This window comes from Vibrio sp. GLN_1 (genome assembly GCF_043106015.1).
Taxonomy (GTDB): domain Bacteria; phylum Pseudomonadota; class Gammaproteobacteria; order Enterobacterales; family Vibrionaceae; genus Vibrio; species Vibrio parahaemolyticus.
The window spans coordinates 1-17,893 of sequence record NZ_JBICMD010000004.1 but is presented as its reverse complement, the minus strand read 5'-3'; the positions used below and the strand labels follow the sequence as shown (position 1 = coordinate 17,893).

Here is a 17,893-nt window from a genome sequence, read left to right as displayed (position 1 = left end):
CACTAATTATGTAATTTGCATGTTAACTAAAACGGGTCGCGTAAGCGGCCCGTTTTATTTTTGTTTAAACAAACTTCAATGACGATGAGTGTTTGCCTACATTAGGGCGGATTATTTCAGAGCGTTAATTTGGAGTGTATATGTTCAATATGAAATGGATTTTAACCTTGTGTTTAGTGGTGTTCGCACCACTCAGTTTGGCCGCTGATACCAAGGCTGATAAATATGAAGGAATTGAAATTACGGTCAATATCAATACTGCTTCTGCAGAAGAGATAGCAACGATGCTGAAAGGTATTGGCGAAAAGAAAGCGCAAAGCATAGTTGACTACCGTACCGAGCACGGCCCATTTAAAACAGCAGCTGATTTAACCAATGTAAAAGGAATTGGTGAAGCAACCATCAAGAAAAACGAAGACCGCATTCTTCTATAAACGCGGGCTTCGACCACTGTATTCTTAATGAGTTTTCGTTTCCGGTTACTGCTTTCCCGAACCAAACCCTCTTTCGTGGTTCGGGATTTTTTATCCAAATATACGGCGATGGAATCCTTTCTCTACTAATGCCATACCTAAGCCTCCCATTGCACCAAACAGATGTGCATCAACAGCAACACGAGCGCCTATCATTGCAGCAGTGCTGGTTGAAGGGCCATAAAATTGCTCCCATGCAATTTTCGCAATAAGTCCGGCGACTAAGAGTAGGCTACTTCTTCTGTTTTCAAACACTTCTCTGAGAGCCCAAAAACCAAACAAACCGTGTAAGACGCCAGACAAGCCGACATAGACTGACATGCTAGTCAGTAAGTTCATTGCGCCGACAAAGGCACAAAGCAAAAGAAAAACAATCGAGAAGTTGCGTGCACTAGGACGGAATATAAACGCGATAACCCATAATCCTGCCAAGTTCATTCCAAGGTGGGCAAAGTTGGTATGCGTGAGATTTCCTGTTACGATTCGCCACCATTCACCATGACGTATGTTGTAAGCGTGCCATTCGGTGAGGCTCGCCATTGGTTCGAATTGTAGTACTAAGCAGATAACGCTGATGATGGTCAGCAATGTATAAAGGTTCACTCTATGTCTCGTTATTGTTCTCAGTGTGGAAAATCGCGCAAAGCCTGTATTTGCCAATGGATCGTACCGCTAGCAAGCGGGGTTGAACTTATCATTCTTCAGCATACGAGTGAAGCGCATCGTCCACTTGGTACGGCACGGATTCTCAATTTGAGTTTAAAGAACTGTACTTGTTTGATTGGCGAGGATTTTTCTGACAACGCACAGTTAAACGCGTTACTCACCGATGAAGCGTATCAGCATTTTATCCTTTATCCGTCGGAGCAATCACAGTGCCTTTCAGACATTGCGTGTACCGAGAGCGAGCGCACAAGAAAAACACGCTTGATTTTGCTCGATGGCACGTGGAAAAAAGCCTATAAAATGTGGCAGCTTTCCACCAACTTGCACACTTTAACCACAGTAAAGCTTCCCGAGGATTTACAAGGTCACTATACAATTCGTAAAGCGCCTTCAGACAACAGTCTTTCGACAGTGGAAGCAGGGTTTTATGCGTTGAGTTTATTGGAGCCGGATAACGACTTCTCGCCGCTACTTAATGCTTTTGACAGGATGATTGAATTTCAAATCGCCCAGATGCCTCCGGGCGTATTTGAAAAAAATTATTTGAACAAGTAGACCAACGTTCTACAACACAATAGAAGAGAACAATTGGCGGTGTAGCTTTTGCGCATGACCATCGGTCATTGCGGATATGTAATCGGCAATGACTCGCATTTTGCCACTATCGCTAGTTGCACTCTGCCAAAGCTCTTTTGTGTGTATTGGCAACAATCGTTCAGGATCGGCACTTAGTGCTTCGAATATATCCATGATGATTTGTTGCCCTTTGTATTCGACAATCTGTACCTGCGGCACTTGAATGACATACTGACTGACGAAATGTTTAAGCACATCTAGCGCTTTCGCCATATGCGGTTCTAAACAAGCATTCCATGCCAGTAAAGGGTTTTGGAATGGTTCATCAACCACTTTAATAGAGATGCTTGTAAGTAGGGCATTGACCATACCGCCAATCGCATCTTTGCGTTGGTGATGTTTACCGCTAAACAGCATTTGCCCGATAGAGCCGATATGTTCTTCAAACCAAGGATCACCGCAATCGGCTAACTGACTTGCTGCACCTTCTTGCCATTGCTGACGTGTGACCATACCCAGCACAATGGCATCTTCTAAGTCGTGCACGCCATACGCAATATCATCGGCGAGCTCCATAATGGAGCAGTCGAGGGATTTAAAGCGCGTTTTGCTGTGCTCTAAATCGGAGTCTGGTCGATAGCGCATTTGGCTCAACAGGCTTTTGTCATTCTCGCTGAGTGGAGCGATAACCCAATCAAACAGATCTTTATCGCAATCGTAGATGCCTTTCGCTGGGCTCCATTCTTTGGCTTTTAATCGGCGTTGATGTTCTGCTGGGTTTGGCAGCTTGACTGAACGAGTCTGACTGATGAGTGCTGGGTATTTGATCAAACCCAACAAAGTTCGGCGCGATAGATTCATCCCGAAGTGCTCAGTGTATGGCTCCAATTTGGTTACAATGCGAAAAGTCTGCGCATTGCCTTCAAAGCCACCATGGTCACGCATCATATAGTTCAATGCGACTTCGCCACCGTGTCCGTATGGTGGGTGGCCGATATCGTGCGCGAGACACAGAGAGTCAATCAAACTATCCGAGGGCAATAGTTCTTTAAATTCAGACTGTTTCTTTTTGAGTTGCGCGACAATACCCGTGCCTAATTGGGCCGCTTCTAACGAGTGGGTAAGTCGACTTCTATGAAAGTCTTCCAAGCTGTTGCCATGAACTTGAGTTTTCGCTTGCAGGCGTCGAAATGCCGCAGAGTGCAGGATTCTCGCTCTATCACGTTGATAGGGGCTGCGGTGGTCATCACGGCGGATTTTATGCTCATCATCGTGGCGCTCTTGCCACAAAGAGTGTAATTCAAACGACACGTTTATCTCCATAAACTAAACTGGCTAACTGATTTCATCCAGCGATAGCTCAAAGCTTGGGGCGAATGTATTAAGGAAGTATTCCATTTCTGGCGTTTTACGTTCTTGTAAAGTGACGTCTAGGCGCTTTTTCGCTAAGGCAAACTCATGGTTACCTGCGCTTAGTTCTTCCAAACATTTTAAGTACGCACAGATGGAGTCGGCCTGTTTTACTATCTGAGAGTCTTCTTCGTGAGACGAATGAGAAAGTAGAAATGGGGCAAAATCTTCCTGAAATTCTTCCGGCAACATAGAAAGTAATTTGTGCTCAGCAGCGGCTTCTATCTTCTTATATTCTTTTGCGATTTCGGGATTGTAGTACTTAACGGGAGTAGGCAAATCGCCAGTGAGCACTTCACTTGAATCGTGATACATCGCGAGGAGAGCAATGCGTTCAGGATTAAGCGTGCCGCCGAACTTTTTGTTTTTTATCAACGCGAGTGCGTGAGCGACAAATGCGACTTGTAAGCTGTGTTCCGAAACGTTTTCTGGTGATACAGAGCGCATCAAAGGCCAGCGTTGGATAAGCTTCATTCGTGCCAAGTGGGCGAAAAAATGGCTTTCTTTCATGGCTTTCTCCGTTTCTGGTATAAAAAAGGAACTCACTAGGAGTTCCTCTAAGCATATGAGAGATCAACACTAATTACTACCAGTGATTCTTTACTGGCTGTAGGTTGATAGGAATCGCTCGAAGCGTCCGATTGCGGTTTCCAAATCTTCAACGTGTGGCAAAGTCACAATGCGGAAATGGTCTGGTTTTGGCCAGTTAAAGCCTGAGCCTTGTACTAGCAGTACTTTTTCCTGTTTCAAGAAATCGAGCACCATCTGCTGGTCATTCTTGATGTTGTACATCTTGGTATCGATTTTAGGGAATAAGTACATGGCACCTTTGGGTTTCACACAAGATACCCCTGGGATCTGGTTGATCAGCTCGAACGCGCGATTACGCTGCTCTAGCAATCGGCCACCAGGTAAGATCAACTCATTGATACTTTGGTAGCCACCTAGCGCGGTTTGAATCGCATGTTGCATCGGCACGTTGGCACAAAGACGCATAGAGGAGAGCAACTCTAGACCGTTAACGTAGCCTTGTGCTAAGTGTTTTGGACCAGTTAAGAACATCCACCCACCGCGGAAACCACATACACGGTAAGCTTTCGACAACCCGTTGAAGGTCATCACAAGTACGTCTTCCGTTAGCGTCGCAACAGAAGTGTGTGTTGCGCCATCGTAAAGCACTTTGTCGTAAATCTCGTCAGCGAAAATGATCAGCTTGTGTTGGCGAGCAATCTCAATCACTTCAAGCAAGAAGTCACGACTATATACAGCACCTGTTGGATTGTTCGGGTTGATCAGAACAATACCGCGGGTCTTCGGCGTGATTTTCTTTTTGATGTCATCAAGGTCTGGATACCAATCCGATTGTTCATCACACAAATAATGAACGGGGTTGCCACCAGATAACGCTACTGATGCCGTCCACAATGGGTAGTCAGGCGCAGGGATGAGCATTTCATCGCCGTTGTTTAGCAGCGCTTGCATTGCCATCACGATCAGCTCCGACACGCCATTACCGACGTACACATCTTCTACGTCTAAAGAACGAATGCCTTTGCGTTGGTAATGTTGAACCACCGCTTTACGTGCAGAGTAAATGCCTTTGGAATCACAGTAGCCTTGAGAGGTCGGTAGATTACGAATTACATCTACAAGAATCTCATCAGGGGCGTCAAAACCAAATGGGGCAGGGTTACCAATGTTCAACTTTAGGATTTTATGCCCTTCTTCCTCCATGCGCTTAGCATGTTTGAGTACAGGACCCCTAATGTCGTAGCAGACATTGTCGAGTTTTGACGACATCCCGATATTTTGCATTGTATAATTCCTAAAAATTCGTTAATTTCTTTATTAAAATACAATAATTTGTTTTTTATTAGAATATAAATCTGTAAATTATCCGTTTGCAGGCTAACTTTTGCTCGCTTGCTATCACAGGATTTTGCAAAAGATCGCATACGACCTTGATTTGCTTTGGGTCTAAACTTAGAGTAGCCGTCAGTTACCTTTATCCTCACATACTTCGAGGTTGATTTGTCAGAGTTCCATCAAGCCGTAAAAAGAATTATCGAGCGAGTTCAGCACACGGAAGGCAATCAAGTACGTCTGGTCGAGCCCCTCAGCGAAAAACCGAATTTCGCATTTATTGATTGGCTTGATGCACAACCACTTTTCCCCAAGTTTTATTGGCAATCCCGTGATACTCGTGAAGAGGTCGTCGCGCTAGGACAGTTGCACTCTTTTGTTGAGCCGGGCCCTGCCTATACCATTCTTGGTGAAGGGCAGCGAGTATGGGGCGGGCGATCGTTTGATGGCCAGCACGAAAAAAATCGCCGTTGCATGCCTTCTTTCTTCTTTTTGCCTCAAATTGAACTGATTCGATTTGATCAGCAGTGGTCACTTGCGGTTAACCTAACTGAAGACAAAGCGCGCACGCTTGCCAGCTTGAGAAAGCTTATTTGCGATGTCGCCGCTTTACCTCCGATCTCGTCACACATTCGCTCGATTGTTCATACTCCTATCAAATCTGAGTGGGATGCGCTGGTACATAAAGTTCTGACTGGGATTGAGAATGATGAGTTTAAAAAAGTTGTGTTGGCTCGCCGTTCTACTGTCCAACTGGATAACACGTTGAGCGCTGCACAACTGCTTAAAGCGAGCTATTTGAACAACCATCACAGCTTTCATTTCTTGCTGAGTTTAGACAGCAAACACAGTTTTATGGGTTCTACGCCAGAGCGTTTGTATTCTCGTGTTGGACATGAGCTTCATACCGAAGCTTTAGCGGGCACTATTGGCCGCGGCGACAATGCCACTCATGATATGGAGTTGGCGAACTGGTTATCTCAGGATTCAAAAAACTTAAACGAAAACCAGTACGTCGTGGACGATATCGTGGAACGCCTTTCTCCTCATTCCGAAATGGTAGAAGTAGAAACCGAACCGAGATTGGTGCGTTTACGTAAGGTGCAGCACCTCAAGCGCAATATTCATGCAAGCTTAAAAACAGGCACAAATGGCGTACAACTGCTTTCTGCATTGCAGCCGACGGCTGCAGTGGCAGGTTTGCCTCGTAAAGAGTCGATGCAGTTCATCCTTGATAACGAGCCGTTTGCTCGTGGCTGGTATGCTGGCTCTATGGGTTACATCAGCCATGAACGCGCAGAGTTTTGTGTGGCAATAAGAAGTGCATTGGTGCTTGGCGATCAAGTTCAGCTGTTTGCTGGAGCGGGTATTGTTCCTGGATCTGTTGCTGAACACGAGTGGGCTGAGTTAGATAAAAAGATGTCGACGCTGTTAACGTTGATTTCCGATCATCCGCCGCTTGGAGTGGCATCATGAGTTACGATCAAGCGGTTCTCAATCGAATTTGGTCAGAGACCATTTTGACTGAGCTTCACCGATTTGGTGTGAAGCATGTTTGTATCGCGCCGGGATCGCGTTCGACTCCTTTGACTTTAGAAGCGGCGGAACAGCCAAATTTTTCCATTCATACTCATTTTGATGAGCGTGGATTAGGTTTTATGGCGCTTGGCTTGGCGAAAGCTAGCCAAGAGCCGATAGCCGTTATCGTGACTTCTGGCACTGCGGTCGCAAACTTGTTGCCTGCGGTAGCAGAAGCTAAATTAACGGGCGAAAAACTGGTTTTGCTTACTGCTGACCGCCCTGTTGAACTCGTCGGTTGTGGCGCAAACCAAGCAATTAATCAGCTTGGGATTTTTTCGCATCATGTATCGGCAAATTTGAACTTGCCAAGTCCGAGTTTAAATACGCCGCTCAACTGGTTACTCACTTCGGTTGATGAGGTGATGTTTAACCAGCAGTTACATGGCAGCGCGGTTCACATTAACTGCGCCTTTCCTGAGCCGCTGTATTCTGACGGGGAAAAAAGCGCTTACCAAAGCTACCTGAACAGTGTCGAAGCGTGGCGCAAAGGCGGTCAAACATATACTCAACGATTCGTCAGTCCATCATTTCGTGACATTCCATTTTGTGCTGATAGAAAAGGAGTGGTTGTTATTGGCAGCTTACCTGCTGATCACGCGCAAGAGGCAAAAGCGTTTGCACAGCAAATGGGGTGGCCTGTATTGGCGGATCCGCAAAGTGGAGTTAGCTCCGGTTGGTCACATTATGATTTGTGGTTACAACAGCCTAAGTTGGCCAGCCAACTCGACGAATGTGATTTGGTGCTCCAGTTTGGTAGCCGCATCATATCTAAGCGATTGAACCAATGGATTAATAAACAGGTGTCGCAAAGCCAACAAGGCCGAGATGTTCAGTACTGGTTTATCTCGCCAAGTTTAAGCCGAGATAACCAAACACACCTTCCGCAATTGCATTGGGTGGCATCACCTAAAAGTTGGGTCGAGCGTGTTGATGTTAAGAGCTCAAGTACTCAAGGGTGGGCTGATGGATTGCTGACCGATATAGCCCATGTTCGCGCTCATATTCGCGATGAGTTTCTGTTTTCATCAGCTTCAACGCTTAATGAAATCGCGTTAGCGGCTGACATTGAAGAGCGAACGCAGAACGTCGATGTCTTTCTCGGTAACAGCTTGTTTGTTAGATTAGTCGATATGTTTGGCCGATTAAATACTGAGGTGTTTACCAATCGCGGAGCGTCGGGTATTGATGGTCTATTTGCCACAGCTTCTGGTGTGCAGCGCTCACGAGGCAAGCCGCTATTGATGTACATCGGAGATACATCGGCGCTTTATGACCTCAACTCGCTCGCGCTGTTTTCTCGTAATGATCTGCCGTCAGTACTTGTGGTCACAAACAATGATGGTGGTGCGATTTTCGATATGTTGCCAGTGCCTCAGGAGCATCGCACTGCGTACTACCAAATGCCCCACGGTTATCAGTTTGAACATGCAGCTAAGCAGTTTGGCTTAAAGTATGAAAAGCCAACTACATTACAAATGTATCAAGCAATGGTTGCCGAGCACCTGTCGAGCGGCCAAGGCACAATGCTGGTGGAAGTTCAAACCCCACCAAGCCAAGCCGCAGAGTTGATAAAGGCATTTAATAAGAGCCTGCATGCTTCACTCTGAGCGTCTCTCTCCAACTGAAAAACACCAAAGTGGTGCTCTTCCCACTCTGGTGTTTTTGCATGGTCTTTTAGGAAGTGGTGCTGATTGGCAAGCTTGTTTGGATGAGCTGACTCAGTTTGAACGAGTCGTTATCGACCTTCCTGGTCATGGTCGCAGCCAGTTTACAAAGTGCAACGATCTCGATGATTGCTGCAAACTTCTTAATTCCACACTATCTTTATTATTTCCTCCGCAACAACCACTTATTTTGATTGGCTACTCAATGGGTGGAAGAATCGCAATGCACGGTCTTGCTGGTGAGTGCTTCTCAGATCTCAATATTGTCGGCGCGATTGTGGAAGGGGGAAACTTCGGGCTTCAAACAGAGTCAGAGATACAGTCAAGATTGCACAACGACCAAAAGTGGGCACTGCGCTTCGAGAGTGAACCACTTGAACGTGTTTTGAGCGATTGGTATCAACAAGCGGTGTTTTCTTCACTAAACCATGAGCAAAGACAAACATTAATTGCCAAGCGAAGTGCTAATCTTGGCTCGGCAATTGCGAACATGTTGATGGCAACATCGTTAGCCAAGCAGGCGTATTTACTGCCCGCACTGCAACAACAGCGCATACCCATTTATTATGTGTGTGGCGCGAAAGACAAAAAATTTAGCCAACTGGCACAAACAAGCGGGTTGGCGTATCGACAAATTGAAGGCGCAGGACATAACGTTCATCAAGAGCAGCCAAAGCAGTTTGCGATGCACATTAAGCAAATAATTCATTCTCACTTTCAGTGAGAGCAACGAGAACAATGGGAATCACCATGGCTAAAACAGTAGGCATTTCTGAAGAAGAACTTTACGCTCCGGTTCAATGGAAAGATTGCGGCGAGAAATACGAGGATATTCATTACCACAAGTCTGAAGATGGTATCGCGAAAATTACCATTGCACGCCCTCAAGTGCGTAATGCGTTCCGCCCTCAAACGGTAAAAGAGATGATTGATGCGTTGGCAGATGCACGCTACGACTCAGGTGTTGGCGTTATCATCCTAACTGGCTTGGGTGAAGACGCATTCTGTTCTGGTGGTGACCAGAAGATTCGTGGCGACTACGGCGGTTACAAAGATGACCAAGGTACGCATCACTTAAACGTATTGGACTTCCAACGTGATATTCGTACGTGTCCAAAACCTGTTATTGCTTCCGTAGCGGGTTGGGCTGTTGGCGGCGGTCATGTACTGCACATGATGTGTGACCTAACAATTGCAGCGGACAATGCACAGTTTGGCCAAACGGGCCCTAAAGTGGGTTCATTTGATGGTGGTTGGGGCGCGTCTTACATGGCTCGTATCGTAGGCCAGAAGAAAGCGCGCGAAATCTGGTTCTTATGTCGTTTCTACAACGCGCAAGAAGCGTTAGACATGGGCTTGGTCAACACGGTTGTGCCTCTAGAAGATCTAGAGAAAGAAACCGTTCGTTGGTGTCGTGAAGTTCTTCAGCATAGCCCAATGGCGCTACGCTGCCTTAAAGCGGCATTGAACGCGGATTGTGATGGTCAAGCAGGTCTTCAAGAGCTTGCGGGTAACGCAACAATGATGTTCTACATGACAGATGAAGGACAAGAAGGTCGTAACGCATTCAACGAGAAACGTCGCCCAGACTTCGACAAGTTTCCTCGTAACCCATAATCCGTAAATAAAGAGGAGCCAGAGTGCTCCTCTGCTTCGTTTTTAGTCCCGAGCGCCTCGCCCTCAGGGAGGATGGTTCGTTCTTATAGCCAGCAAGCTTGGGTTGTACGTAATAGGACAGGAATTATGCGTAAAGCAAAGATTTACCGTTACTGCCTTCCAATGGACAGTGGCGTAATACTGCGTGATAACAAGCTGACGGAACGCATCGGCTACATTGTTGAGCTATCTGATGGCGAGAACACGGGATTAGGTGAAGTCGCACCGCTTTTTGGTTTTAGCTTGGAAAGTACCGAAGAGGCTGGCATTCAGTTACAAGAACAGGCTGAACGCTGGGTCGCGGGTATACCGGTTGATTATGCCAATATGTATCCTTCGGTTGCGTTTGGCTTATCTATGGCTCAATTGGAGTTAGAAGGTGGTTTGCCGACGCAAGGCAAATATCAAACTGCTCCACTGTGTACGGGCGATCCCGATGAGTTGATTCCAAAACTCAACGAGATGGAAGGCGAGAAAGTGGCAAAAGTGAAAGTGGGTCTGTATGAGCCCATTCGCGACGGCATGCTTGTGAATCTCTTCCTTGAATCTATCCCTCAATTAACGCTTCGACTGGATGCGAACCGTGCTTGGACTCCCGAAAAAGCGCAGCAGTTTGCTAAGTACATTACACCGTCTCTTCGCCAACGAATTACGTTTTTGGAAGAGCCATGCCGAGCTCCAGGCGACAGCATGTCTTTTGCCATTAATACTGGTATCGCGATTGCTTGGGATGAAACGCTGCAAGATGCCGTTCGTCGAGAAGACTTTAGCCTTGAAGATCTGACAGGCGTGAAAGCGATCATTATCAAACCGACATTAATCGGCTCCGTCGACTTCTGCATTAAATTGATCGAAAAAGCAAAAGCGTTAGGTATGAAAGCGGTGATCAGCTCAAGCATTGAGTCGAGCCTTGGCTTGAACCAATTAGCACGTTTGGCGCAATGGCAGTTGCCTGATGAAGTTCCTGGTTTGGACACTATCGGGTTGTTCAAAGCGCAGCTAGAGCAAGGTTGGCCAAAGTGCGAACTTCCTGTGCTTCCTTTGTCTGAGCAGGAGTTAGTGTGGCATTCAGCATAGAGCCATTCTCTACAGAAAATAGTGCGATTCCACCTTGGAAGTATTGGGCTCAAACGAGCCCTTTTTCTATTGCACTCGCAACACCTCAAGAAACATTGAATTGGCAACAGCTCTCGCTTCGTGTTACTCAATACGCGCAATCGCTCTTGCAGCAAGGTGTTACGCGCGATGAGGTGGTGACTCTAGTAGGGAAGAACCAAGTTGAAACAGTATTGTTTTATTTAGCTGCGCAACAGTTAGGCGCTATCACCGCGTTGACTATGCCTCAGCCAATCGAGGCGCTACAAGGTAAGCTCTGCACTCTGTACGGCGATCATCAAACGCGTTTTGTTTGGTTAACTCCGGAGTGTGAGTTCGCTTACTCTAGCGAAGAGAAAGCAGCATTAAATGCGATTTTTCTCACTTTGCCTACGGTAGATACCGTGGTTGAAAACACTGAGGATGACTATCAGCATGACAGGTTGGCTTCGATTGTGTTTACCTCAGGCTCAACGGGGGCACCGAAAGCGGTGGTTCATACGCATCGACAGCACCTCGCTTCGGCAGAGGGATTACTTTGTGAGTTCACCTTCCATCAACAAGACACTTGGTTGTTGTCGCTTCCACTTTATCATGTTTCCGGCCTTGCGATTGTCTATCGATGGTTGTTTGTTGGCGCAACATTGAAAATCGGCACGGGAAGACTGGCAGACGATATCCTCGCGGTTTCACACGCCTCTTTAGTGGCGACTCAGCTTAAACGCTTGCTAGATGATGATGTTGAACTGTCACTGACGCACGTTTTGCTGGGGGGCAGTCATGTGGCTCATGAGTTGGCGGTAAGAGCCACAGAAAAAGGCATCGAAACGTGGTTAGGTTATGGTATGACCGAGGCTGCATCTACCGTTACGGCAAAACAGATCAATGACGTAAGCAATGCTGGGCATTTACTAAAAAATCGTAAGATTAAGTTGGTTGATGAGCGCATTTACATTGGTGGACAAACGCTAGCTTCAGGCTATTTTCACCAAGGTCAAGTGACGGCATTCGTGGACGAGGATGGTTGGTTCGACAGTAAGGATCTCGGTACTTGGCAAGGAGATGAGTTAAAGATCATCGGTCGGGCCGATAATCAATTTATCTCAGGTGGAGAAAACGTTCACTGTGAGGAAATAGAAGCAGTATTGAACCAAATTCCAAGCGTCATTCAGAGCATTGTCGTGCCAGTCGAAGATGCTGAGTTCGGTCATCGTCCTATAGCCGTTATTCAATCAGAAGCGTTACTGAGCCAACAGGAATTCGAGCAATACTTGCGGAAAAAGCTTGAGAAGTTTAAATGGCCAATCGCTTACTATTTGATGCCACAAGCCTTGTTAGAAGGTGGGATTAAAGTCTCGCGTAAAGCGGTAAAAGAGTGGCTGCTTTATGAGTTAGACAATCAACGTTAAATAGCAGGCACTCATTTGCCCGGCTGAAATGAGGCGAAGATTAGTCAATTTTGCTATGTGTTAGTCGGAAAGGGAATTTCGTAACCTTATAACTCTGAATCATAATTATGTCTCAACGTAGAGCAGAAAGGCATAAGCTTCAGAATGGTGAAATCGGTTTTATTGATAGCGGCGGTATTACAAATTGGCATCGCAATCAGCAGTGAAGGGCTCACTCGCTCGTTAGCTGAATTGACGGCGTTTTTAATCGCCATCGCGTTGGTGTTTGCGCTCAAGAGTGACAAACAAGAGTCAACCTCCGACCAACGCGATAAGTCGACAACGATTATCTAAGTACTAGCCAGCTTAGTGATGTAGTGGAAATTAATACCCATAAAGTCACACCAAACAACAGCGGTTTAGGGCCAGAAGATTTCAGTTTCGAAATCGAAATACTACATCCTATCAAGAATAAGCACACCACCAGAGCTTGCTTCGCAATGGTAAAAATACCGTGATATACCACCTCAAACTGTGGGAAAAAATCACTAAAGGCGATGGCCGCGCAATACCAGAAAATGAAGTAAGGAATCACTAACTTTTTCGAACCGTTTTCTTTGTTCCCACGTGAGAAAATCACGGCGCTAATCAAAGCAACAGGAATGATCCACAAGGCTCGCGCCAGTTTGAGCGTGGTTGCAGTTGTCAGTGCCTCTTCACCGTAGGCAGAGGCAGCGCCAACAACAGACGAAGTATCATGAATCGCAATTGCCGCCCATGTCCCAAAGGTGTGTTGGTCTAGGTTTAACGCATGGCCAATGACGGGGAAGATGAACAACGCTAGAGAGTTGAGTACAAAAACGGTAGCGAGTGCCAAACCTATTTGTTCATCTTTGGCTCTGATTGCTGGTGCGACCGCAGCAATTGCGCTGCCACCACATATCGCAGTTCCGGATGAAATGAGATACGCAGTCGTCGTTTCGAGTTTGATTACTTTGGCGATGAGTGAGCCAATGACGAGTGTGCCGACAATCGTAGCGATAATTAGCCCGATACCATCTGACGTGACAGACAATGCCTGTTCAAAATTGATACCAAACCCTAAACCGATAATAGAATAAGAAAGCAGTTTTTTGGTGAAAGAGGCGATGGGTAACTCAGTAGGAACTAAGCCAAAGCTGGCAAGTAAGAAGCCAATAACAAGTGCAATAGGGGATGACACAAAAGGAGTTAAGCAAAAAAGCAGTGCCAGTCCAAAGGGGATGTACTTTCTGTTCAAGATTTATGATTCATTGTCGTTAGTGAAAGCGAGAGTATATCGCACTGTATCTGGTCAGTTTGTCTTAATGATTTGAACACACGTTCAGATAATCTAAACGTGTGTTCAAATAATTCTCAACGTTTTGTTTATCGCCAATCTCCGCGCAATGCGTGCACTTTTTCGAACATAGTTTTTGCGGTGGCTGAGCTAGGATCTATCGGTTCGCCAGCTTCAATTTCCAATTTGGACCAGAAGCGAGTCGGGAACCCTCTGCATGCTCGTCCTTTAGCGCGGCTAAAATAACTGCCCCACAATCCTTTCAATGCCATCGGAATCACAGGTACCGGGCTTCGACGCAGAATAATGTCGATGCCACGCATGAAGTCGTTCATTTCGCCATCGGAGGTCAATCGCCCTTCAGGGAAGATACAGACAATATGGCCTTCATTGAGAGCTTCTTCGACGTCGTTAAATGCTCGACGAATAGAACTTCGGTTGCTAGCAGAAATTGGTATCACGCCAGCACGGCGTAAAAAGCGTCTTAGCGGCGGCAGGTTGGCGTAATCTTCTTCCATCACAAAGCGAATCAAACGAGGGCATACGGCACTCAGTAACAGGGCATCCATGTAGCTCACATGATTGCACACAATCAATGCACCACCATGCTCAGGTAAGTTGTGCAGATTTTTGTGTTTAACACGATAGATGGTGTGCGTGAGCATCCACATTGCAAAGCGAACCACAAAAATCGGGATTTGCAGAAAGATATATGCCGCGATTAAGAAGTTAAGCGCTGCAAGAAGCGCAAACAGTTGTGGAATACTCATCTCTACTACGCTTAGGCATATAATGCCAAGGACCGCGCTGCCCACCATAAATAGCGAGTTAAAGATATTCAGACCTGCTATCACTTGCGCTCGTTCAGTCTCCTTCGCTCGGTGCTGCATTAAGGCATACAGTGGGACGATAAATAATCCGCCCGATGCTCCTATCATGAGCAGATAGAAAAACAGTGGCCAGAAAGGCTCGAAACGAACAAATTCAATGAAGTTTGCGAACTCAGGTAGCTCAGTTGGTACTGATGTCGCCATTAAGTAACCGAAGATGGTGATGCCTAAGGCACCGATTGGCACGATGCCCACTTCGATTCGATGATTTGAGATCCAGTTGCAAGCCAGTGAGCCTAGAGCAATCCCTACTGAGAAGAGTGCAAGTAAGAAAGATACGGCGCTTTCTGTACCGTTCAGGTAGACCTTGGTGAAGTTTGGGAACTGAGTAAGATATGCAGCACCGAGAAACCAAAACCAACTGATGGCCATGATGCATTGAAATACGATGCGATCGGATTTCGCGATCGCCAGCGTATGCTTAGTTTGCTGATAAGGTCGCCAACGGAATTTAAGTTCAGGGGCACTTGCCGCAGCAAATGGAATCGAGCGACTGGATAAGTAACCGAGCAGGGCAAATAGAACCACGCAGAAAGCGGCCAGATATTTCGCGTTGTCAGCAGAAGCAATAATGCCTGCACCGAGCGTGCCGATAAGAATGGCGATAAATGTCCCGGCTTCAACCAAGGCATTGCCCGGTACCAGTTCCTTAGCGTTTAATTCCTGAGGAAGAAGCGCGTACTTGACGGGGCCGAAGAACGCGGATTGCGTACCCATTAAGAAAAGCAGCAGAAGTAAGACACCGTAGCTTTCTGTTATAAAGCCAACGGCGCCTAGCAGCATGATGGCGATTTCAAACAGTTTTACTTTGCGAATAAACCACGATTTCTCGTATTTATCCGCCAAAACTCCAGCAGAGGCAGAAAAAAGGAAGAATGGAAGAATGAATAAGCCAGCTGCTAAGTTTATGAATAAATTACTAGAAATGGGTAATGCGCTAGAACCAGCGAAAGCGACAAACAGCAACAAAACGTTTTTAAAAATGTTGTCGTTGAAAGCGCCAAAAAACTGAGTAACAAAATAGGGCAGGAACTTTCTTTGCGTAAGCAAGGACGGCTGTCTGTCGGATGACATGGATAATCCTTTGTTTGTTACCAGTTCATGATGTAGTTAGAAAGCAAGTTACTGATTAACTCTTTACCATCTACAGGCTCACTTGAGAAAAACTTGTCATCAACGCTTAGAAGAGTAATGCCGTGTACGCCAGCCCATAGTACGCGACTCGCTTGAATGACTTCGGATTCTGTACGTTGAGGAGCGATTTGTGCGAGTAATGATTCGAGCATGCCTGTCATGCCATCAATACGTTTCGCATGCCATTCTGGAAGTTCGGCGCCGTTCATGTTGTGTTCGAAAACCAATTGCCAACGGTAAGGATGTTTTTGCGCGAAATCGTGGTAGCAGTATGCAAGTTCAAAAAGTGCTTGATGAGCATCTTTACTGCTTTTTGTTGCATTTAGCGCTTCTTGCGATAACTCATCTAAAGTTTGAGCCACGGCATGAAGTAGCAACAAATTATAGTTACCAAAAATATTCACCAATGTGCTTGGCACGTAACCAATCATGTTAGCGATCTTACGAAGGCTAAGTTCGTGGTAAGAGTTCTCATCTAAAAAATTTTTGACCGTCGTTAAGGTCAAGTTAATCAACTCTTCTCTGGTGTGATCGTTTCTGCGCGCCATACTCTCAAACTGCTTTATTGAACAACGTTCAATATGATAGACAGCTACTTAATGAGCGTCAACCGCGCAATCACGTCAGAAGGCGACATGTTTGGCAATATTCTGATACATGTCAGACTCTTTAGATTGTTTTCATAAGGTGACATACGGAGTATGATGAACCAACAATCATCTTTGGCGTGCTACTGCTTGTATGTACAAGGTTTGGAGCACAATCTGAGATGTACCCAAACGGCTTCTTTTACCTGAGGTTGCGTGGGTATAACAATCGTCAACTTTAAGGATAACGATGAAACGTTTATTTTCTATTGTTGCTCTATTAATGTTTACCGTTGCTGTCACTCCTATCGCAGAAGCGAAGAAGTTTGGTGGCGGTAAGTCTTTTGGTAAGAGCTACAAAACAGCACCTGCACCTAAACAGCAGCAACAAAACACCAATACGATCGGTAAAGAGCAAACGACCAAGTCTTCTAGCAAGAAAGGTTTGATGGGCGGTCTATTAGGTGGCCTTCTAGCTGGTGGTCTACTTGCTGCGTTCTTCGGTGGTGCTTTTGAAGGTATCCAGTTTATGGATATCCTAATCATTGGTTTAATTGCCTTTATTATCTTTAAGCTTATGCGCGGAATGTTAGGTGCGAAGCAGGGCAGTATGAACCAGCAACGTCAACAACCGGCATTTGGTGGTAACGCGTCAAAGTTTGAACAACCAAACATGCAGAACTTTGAACAACAACCAAATACAAACGCAGGCGGTTTCACCGGTTTTGGTGCTCAAACAGATGTACCACACAATTACCCACCGGGTTTCGATCAAGCTGCGTTTATTAACGGTTCTCGTGAGCACTACCGCATTTTGCAAGGTGCGTGGAACCACAACCAACTAGACACTATTGAAGAATATGTTTCTCCAAGTCTATTTGAAGATCTGAAAGCTGAGCGCGCGAAGCTAGAAGGTGAGCAGCACACTGATGTGATGTATGTCGATGCAGAGATCGTTCGTGCTGAATACGATGCGAACAAAGCACAATTAAGTTTGCAATTTAGTGGCCGTTACCGTGATGCTGCAGAAGGTGTAGAGGAAGATATTGAAGATATCTGGCACCTAGAGCGTGACCTAACGGTACCGAATGCACCTTGGTTGATTGTTGGTATTCAAGGTTAATCACCAAGCTCGTTCAATTTAGTCTTAATTAAATCCCGCTATTTAGCGGGATTTTTTGTATCTGTTAATTGTTGGATGAGCGGAGATAGCTCTACAGGTAAAAGCGAAAGGAAATGCTCCGTAGCTAAGCACAATACAACTCAGTCGTTTTATGATTTAGCAGTCTAATGACTTAGCCATTTGGTATCTGGGATAGCTCAGTTAGTATTTTGTTGTGTCTATTCTTGAGAGATTTAGAAAGTTAATACTATTCAGTGTCTTGTCGAAGAACTCTTACCTGTTAAAAGATCGGTTCTAACGTTGAGTTTGGCCTAAAGCAATGTGTCGGTATTGGTTGAAGATCTTAGCTACATTAGGAGTTCGTAGAACATGAATGCGACACCGTGGGGTGAGCGAGAGATTGTTAGAATGGGTGTTGATCTTACGATGTATAGAACGAAAAAAGCCAGCTCGATGAGCTGGCTTTTTT

At 45.8% G+C, this 17,893-nt stretch carries 17 protein-coding genes; 10 read left to right on the top strand and 7 right to left on the bottom strand.

The genetic code is table 11. The features are described 5' to 3' along the window. Nucleotides 1–149: 149 nt before the first annotated feature. Nucleotides 150–434 carry a ComEA family DNA-binding protein gene (locus ACF8OV_RS00470; protein WP_021449594.1) on the top strand — a complete coding sequence of 95 codons (285 nt, stop codon included), beginning with the start codon at nucleotides 150–152 and terminating at the stop codon, nucleotides 432–434. Between the two features lie 90 nt (nucleotides 435–524). Here the strand turns inward: ACF8OV_RS00470 and rrtA are convergent, their stop codons facing one another. After that, nucleotides 525–1,076 (bottom strand): rhombosortase, encoded by a 552-nt coding sequence (gene rrtA, locus ACF8OV_RS00465; RefSeq protein WP_005495980.1) that lies wholly within the window; start codon nucleotides 1,074–1,076, stop codon nucleotides 525–527. A 3-nt stretch (nucleotides 1,077–1,079) separates the two neighbouring features. Between rrtA and ACF8OV_RS00460 the strand changes: the two genes are divergently transcribed. Further along, a complete protein-coding gene (locus ACF8OV_RS00460) occupies nucleotides 1,080–1,694 on the top strand; it encodes a tRNA-uridine aminocarboxypropyltransferase (protein ID WP_203503988.1) in 615 nt (204 codons plus the stop codon). 9 nt (nucleotides 1,695–1,703) lie between these two features. On the opposite strand, the gene ACF8OV_RS00455 is transcribed toward ACF8OV_RS00460, so the two are convergent. From ACF8OV_RS00455 to ACF8OV_RS00445, 3 genes are all read right to left on the bottom strand, one after another. Beyond that, the gene (locus ACF8OV_RS00455; protein WP_041954079.1) at nucleotides 1,704–3,038 is read right to left on the bottom strand and encodes an anti-phage deoxyguanosine triphosphatase; all 1,335 of its coding nucleotides are present in this window, start codon (nucleotides 3,036–3,038) and stop codon (nucleotides 1,704–1,706) included. Between the two features lie 12 nt (nucleotides 3,039–3,050). Further along, nucleotides 3,051–3,635 (bottom strand): 5'-deoxynucleotidase, encoded by a 585-nt coding sequence (yfbR, locus tag ACF8OV_RS00450; RefSeq protein WP_005482513.1) that lies wholly within the window; start codon nucleotides 3,633–3,635, stop codon nucleotides 3,051–3,053. Between the two features lie 90 nt (nucleotides 3,636–3,725). Next, entirely contained in the window at nucleotides 3,726–4,940 is a 1,215-nt protein-coding gene (locus ACF8OV_RS00445) for a pyridoxal phosphate-dependent aminotransferase (RefSeq protein WP_005456922.1), read from the bottom strand. Between the two features lie 216 nt (nucleotides 4,941–5,156). Here ACF8OV_RS00445 and ACF8OV_RS00440 point away from each other — a divergent pair, with 216 nt between their 5' ends. From ACF8OV_RS00440 to ACF8OV_RS00410, 7 genes are all read left to right on the top strand, one after another. Next, nucleotides 5,157–6,464 (top strand): isochorismate synthase MenF, encoded by a 1,308-nt coding sequence (locus ACF8OV_RS00440; protein ID WP_140321517.1) that lies wholly within the window; start codon nucleotides 5,157–5,159, stop codon nucleotides 6,462–6,464. Continuing rightward, entirely contained in the window at nucleotides 6,461–8,176 is a 1,716-nt protein-coding gene (gene menD / locus ACF8OV_RS00435) for a 2-succinyl-5-enolpyruvyl-6-hydroxy-3-cyclohexene-1-carboxylic-acid synthase (RefSeq protein ID WP_203503991.1), read from the top strand. Before ACF8OV_RS00440 ends, menD begins: the two co-directional genes overlap by 4 nt. Beyond that, nucleotides 8,163–8,957, top strand: a complete 795-nt coding sequence (gene menH, locus ACF8OV_RS00430) for a 2-succinyl-6-hydroxy-2,4-cyclohexadiene-1-carboxylate synthase (RefSeq protein WP_025622724.1) — start codon at nucleotides 8,163–8,165, stop codon at nucleotides 8,955–8,957. Before menD ends, menH begins: the two co-directional genes overlap by 14 nt. Nucleotides 8,958–8,983: 26 nt before the next feature. Further along, nucleotides 8,984–9,850 (top strand): 1,4-dihydroxy-2-naphthoyl-CoA synthase, encoded by an 867-nt coding sequence (menB, locus tag ACF8OV_RS00425; RefSeq protein ID WP_005482536.1) that lies wholly within the window; start codon nucleotides 8,984–8,986, stop codon nucleotides 9,848–9,850. 126 nt (nucleotides 9,851–9,976) lie between these two features. After that, entirely contained in the window at nucleotides 9,977–10,966 is a 990-nt protein-coding gene (gene menC, locus ACF8OV_RS00420; RefSeq protein WP_005456942.1) for an o-succinylbenzoate synthase, read from the top strand. After that, entirely contained in the window at nucleotides 10,951–12,393 is a 1,443-nt protein-coding gene (menE, locus tag ACF8OV_RS00415; protein ID WP_045601672.1) for an o-succinylbenzoate--CoA ligase, read from the top strand. The genes menC and menE overlap by 16 nt, the downstream gene beginning before the upstream one ends. 144 nt (nucleotides 12,394–12,537) lie before the next feature. Next, nucleotides 12,538–12,726: a hypothetical protein gene (locus ACF8OV_RS00410; protein WP_020840293.1), complete on the top strand. Its 189-nt coding sequence runs from the start codon at nucleotides 12,538–12,540 to the stop codon at nucleotides 12,724–12,726. Here ACF8OV_RS00410 and ACF8OV_RS00405 read toward each other — a convergent pair. The 3 genes from ACF8OV_RS00405 to ACF8OV_RS00395 form a co-directional block, all read right to left on the bottom strand. Next, the gene (locus tag ACF8OV_RS00405) at nucleotides 12,719–13,651 is read right to left on the bottom strand and encodes a YeiH family protein (RefSeq protein WP_017448694.1); all 933 of its coding nucleotides are present in this window, start codon (nucleotides 13,649–13,651) and stop codon (nucleotides 12,719–12,721) included. The genes ACF8OV_RS00410 and ACF8OV_RS00405 overlap by 8 nt on opposite strands. 128 nt (nucleotides 13,652–13,779) lie before the next feature. Beyond that, on the bottom strand, nucleotides 13,780–15,654 hold the full coding sequence (locus ACF8OV_RS00400) for an MFS transporter (protein WP_203503994.1): 1,875 nt from the start codon (nucleotides 15,652–15,654) through the stop codon (nucleotides 13,780–13,782). A 17-nt stretch (nucleotides 15,655–15,671) separates the two neighbouring features. After that, entirely contained in the window at nucleotides 15,672–16,262 is a 591-nt protein-coding gene (locus ACF8OV_RS00395) for a TetR/AcrR family transcriptional regulator (protein WP_005456899.1), read from the bottom strand. 289 nt (nucleotides 16,263–16,551) lie between these two features. Here ACF8OV_RS00395 and ACF8OV_RS00390 point away from each other — a divergent pair, with 289 nt between their 5' ends. Further along, nucleotides 16,552–17,424 carry a Tim44 domain-containing protein gene (locus tag ACF8OV_RS00390; protein WP_005495957.1) on the top strand — a complete coding sequence of 291 codons (873 nt, stop codon included), beginning with the start codon at nucleotides 16,552–16,554 and terminating at the stop codon, nucleotides 17,422–17,424. Nucleotides 17,425–17,893: the final 469 nt, after the last annotated feature.

What these genes read in the sequence shown, in the direction of transcription:
- ACF8OV_RS00470 (WP_021449594.1), top strand. Translation starts at nt 150, where the DNA reads ATGAAATGGATTTTAACCTTGTGTTTAGTGGTGTTCGCACCACTCAGT.
- ACF8OV_RS00460 (WP_203503988.1), top strand. Translation starts at nt 1,080, where the DNA reads ATGTCTCGTTATTGTTCTCAGTGTGGAAAATCGCGCAAAGCCTGTATT.
- ACF8OV_RS00455 (WP_041954079.1), bottom strand. Translation starts at nt 3,038, where the DNA reads ATGGAGATAAACGTGTCGTTTGAATTACACTCTTTGTGGCAAGAGCGC.
- yfbR (WP_005482513.1), bottom strand. Translation starts at nt 3,635, where the DNA reads ATGAAAGAAAGCCATTTTTTCGCCCACTTGGCACGAATGAAGCTTATC.
- ACF8OV_RS00445 (WP_005456922.1), bottom strand. Translation starts at nt 4,940, where the DNA reads ATGCAAAATATCGGGATGTCGTCAAAACTCGACAATGTCTGCTACGAC.
- menD (WP_203503991.1), top strand. Translation starts at nt 6,461, where the DNA reads ATGAGTTACGATCAAGCGGTTCTCAATCGAATTTGGTCAGAGACCATT.
- menH (WP_025622724.1), top strand. Translation starts at nt 8,163, where the DNA reads ATGCTTCACTCTGAGCGTCTCTCTCCAACTGAAAAACACCAAAGTGGT.
- menB (WP_005482536.1), top strand. Translation starts at nt 8,984, where the DNA reads ATGGCTAAAACAGTAGGCATTTCTGAAGAAGAACTTTACGCTCCGGTT.
- menC (WP_005456942.1), top strand. Translation starts at nt 9,977, where the DNA reads ATGCGTAAAGCAAAGATTTACCGTTACTGCCTTCCAATGGACAGTGGC.
- ACF8OV_RS00410 (WP_020840293.1), top strand. Translation starts at nt 12,538, where the DNA reads ATGGTGAAATCGGTTTTATTGATAGCGGCGGTATTACAAATTGGCATC.
- ACF8OV_RS00400 (WP_203503994.1), bottom strand. Translation starts at nt 15,654, where the DNA reads ATGTCATCCGACAGACAGCCGTCCTTGCTTACGCAAAGAAAGTTCCTG.
- ACF8OV_RS00395 (WP_005456899.1), bottom strand. Translation starts at nt 16,262, where the DNA reads ATGGCGCGCAGAAACGATCACACCAGAGAAGAGTTGATTAACTTGACC.
- ACF8OV_RS00390 (WP_005495957.1), top strand. Translation starts at nt 16,552, where the DNA reads ATGAAACGTTTATTTTCTATTGTTGCTCTATTAATGTTTACCGTTGCT.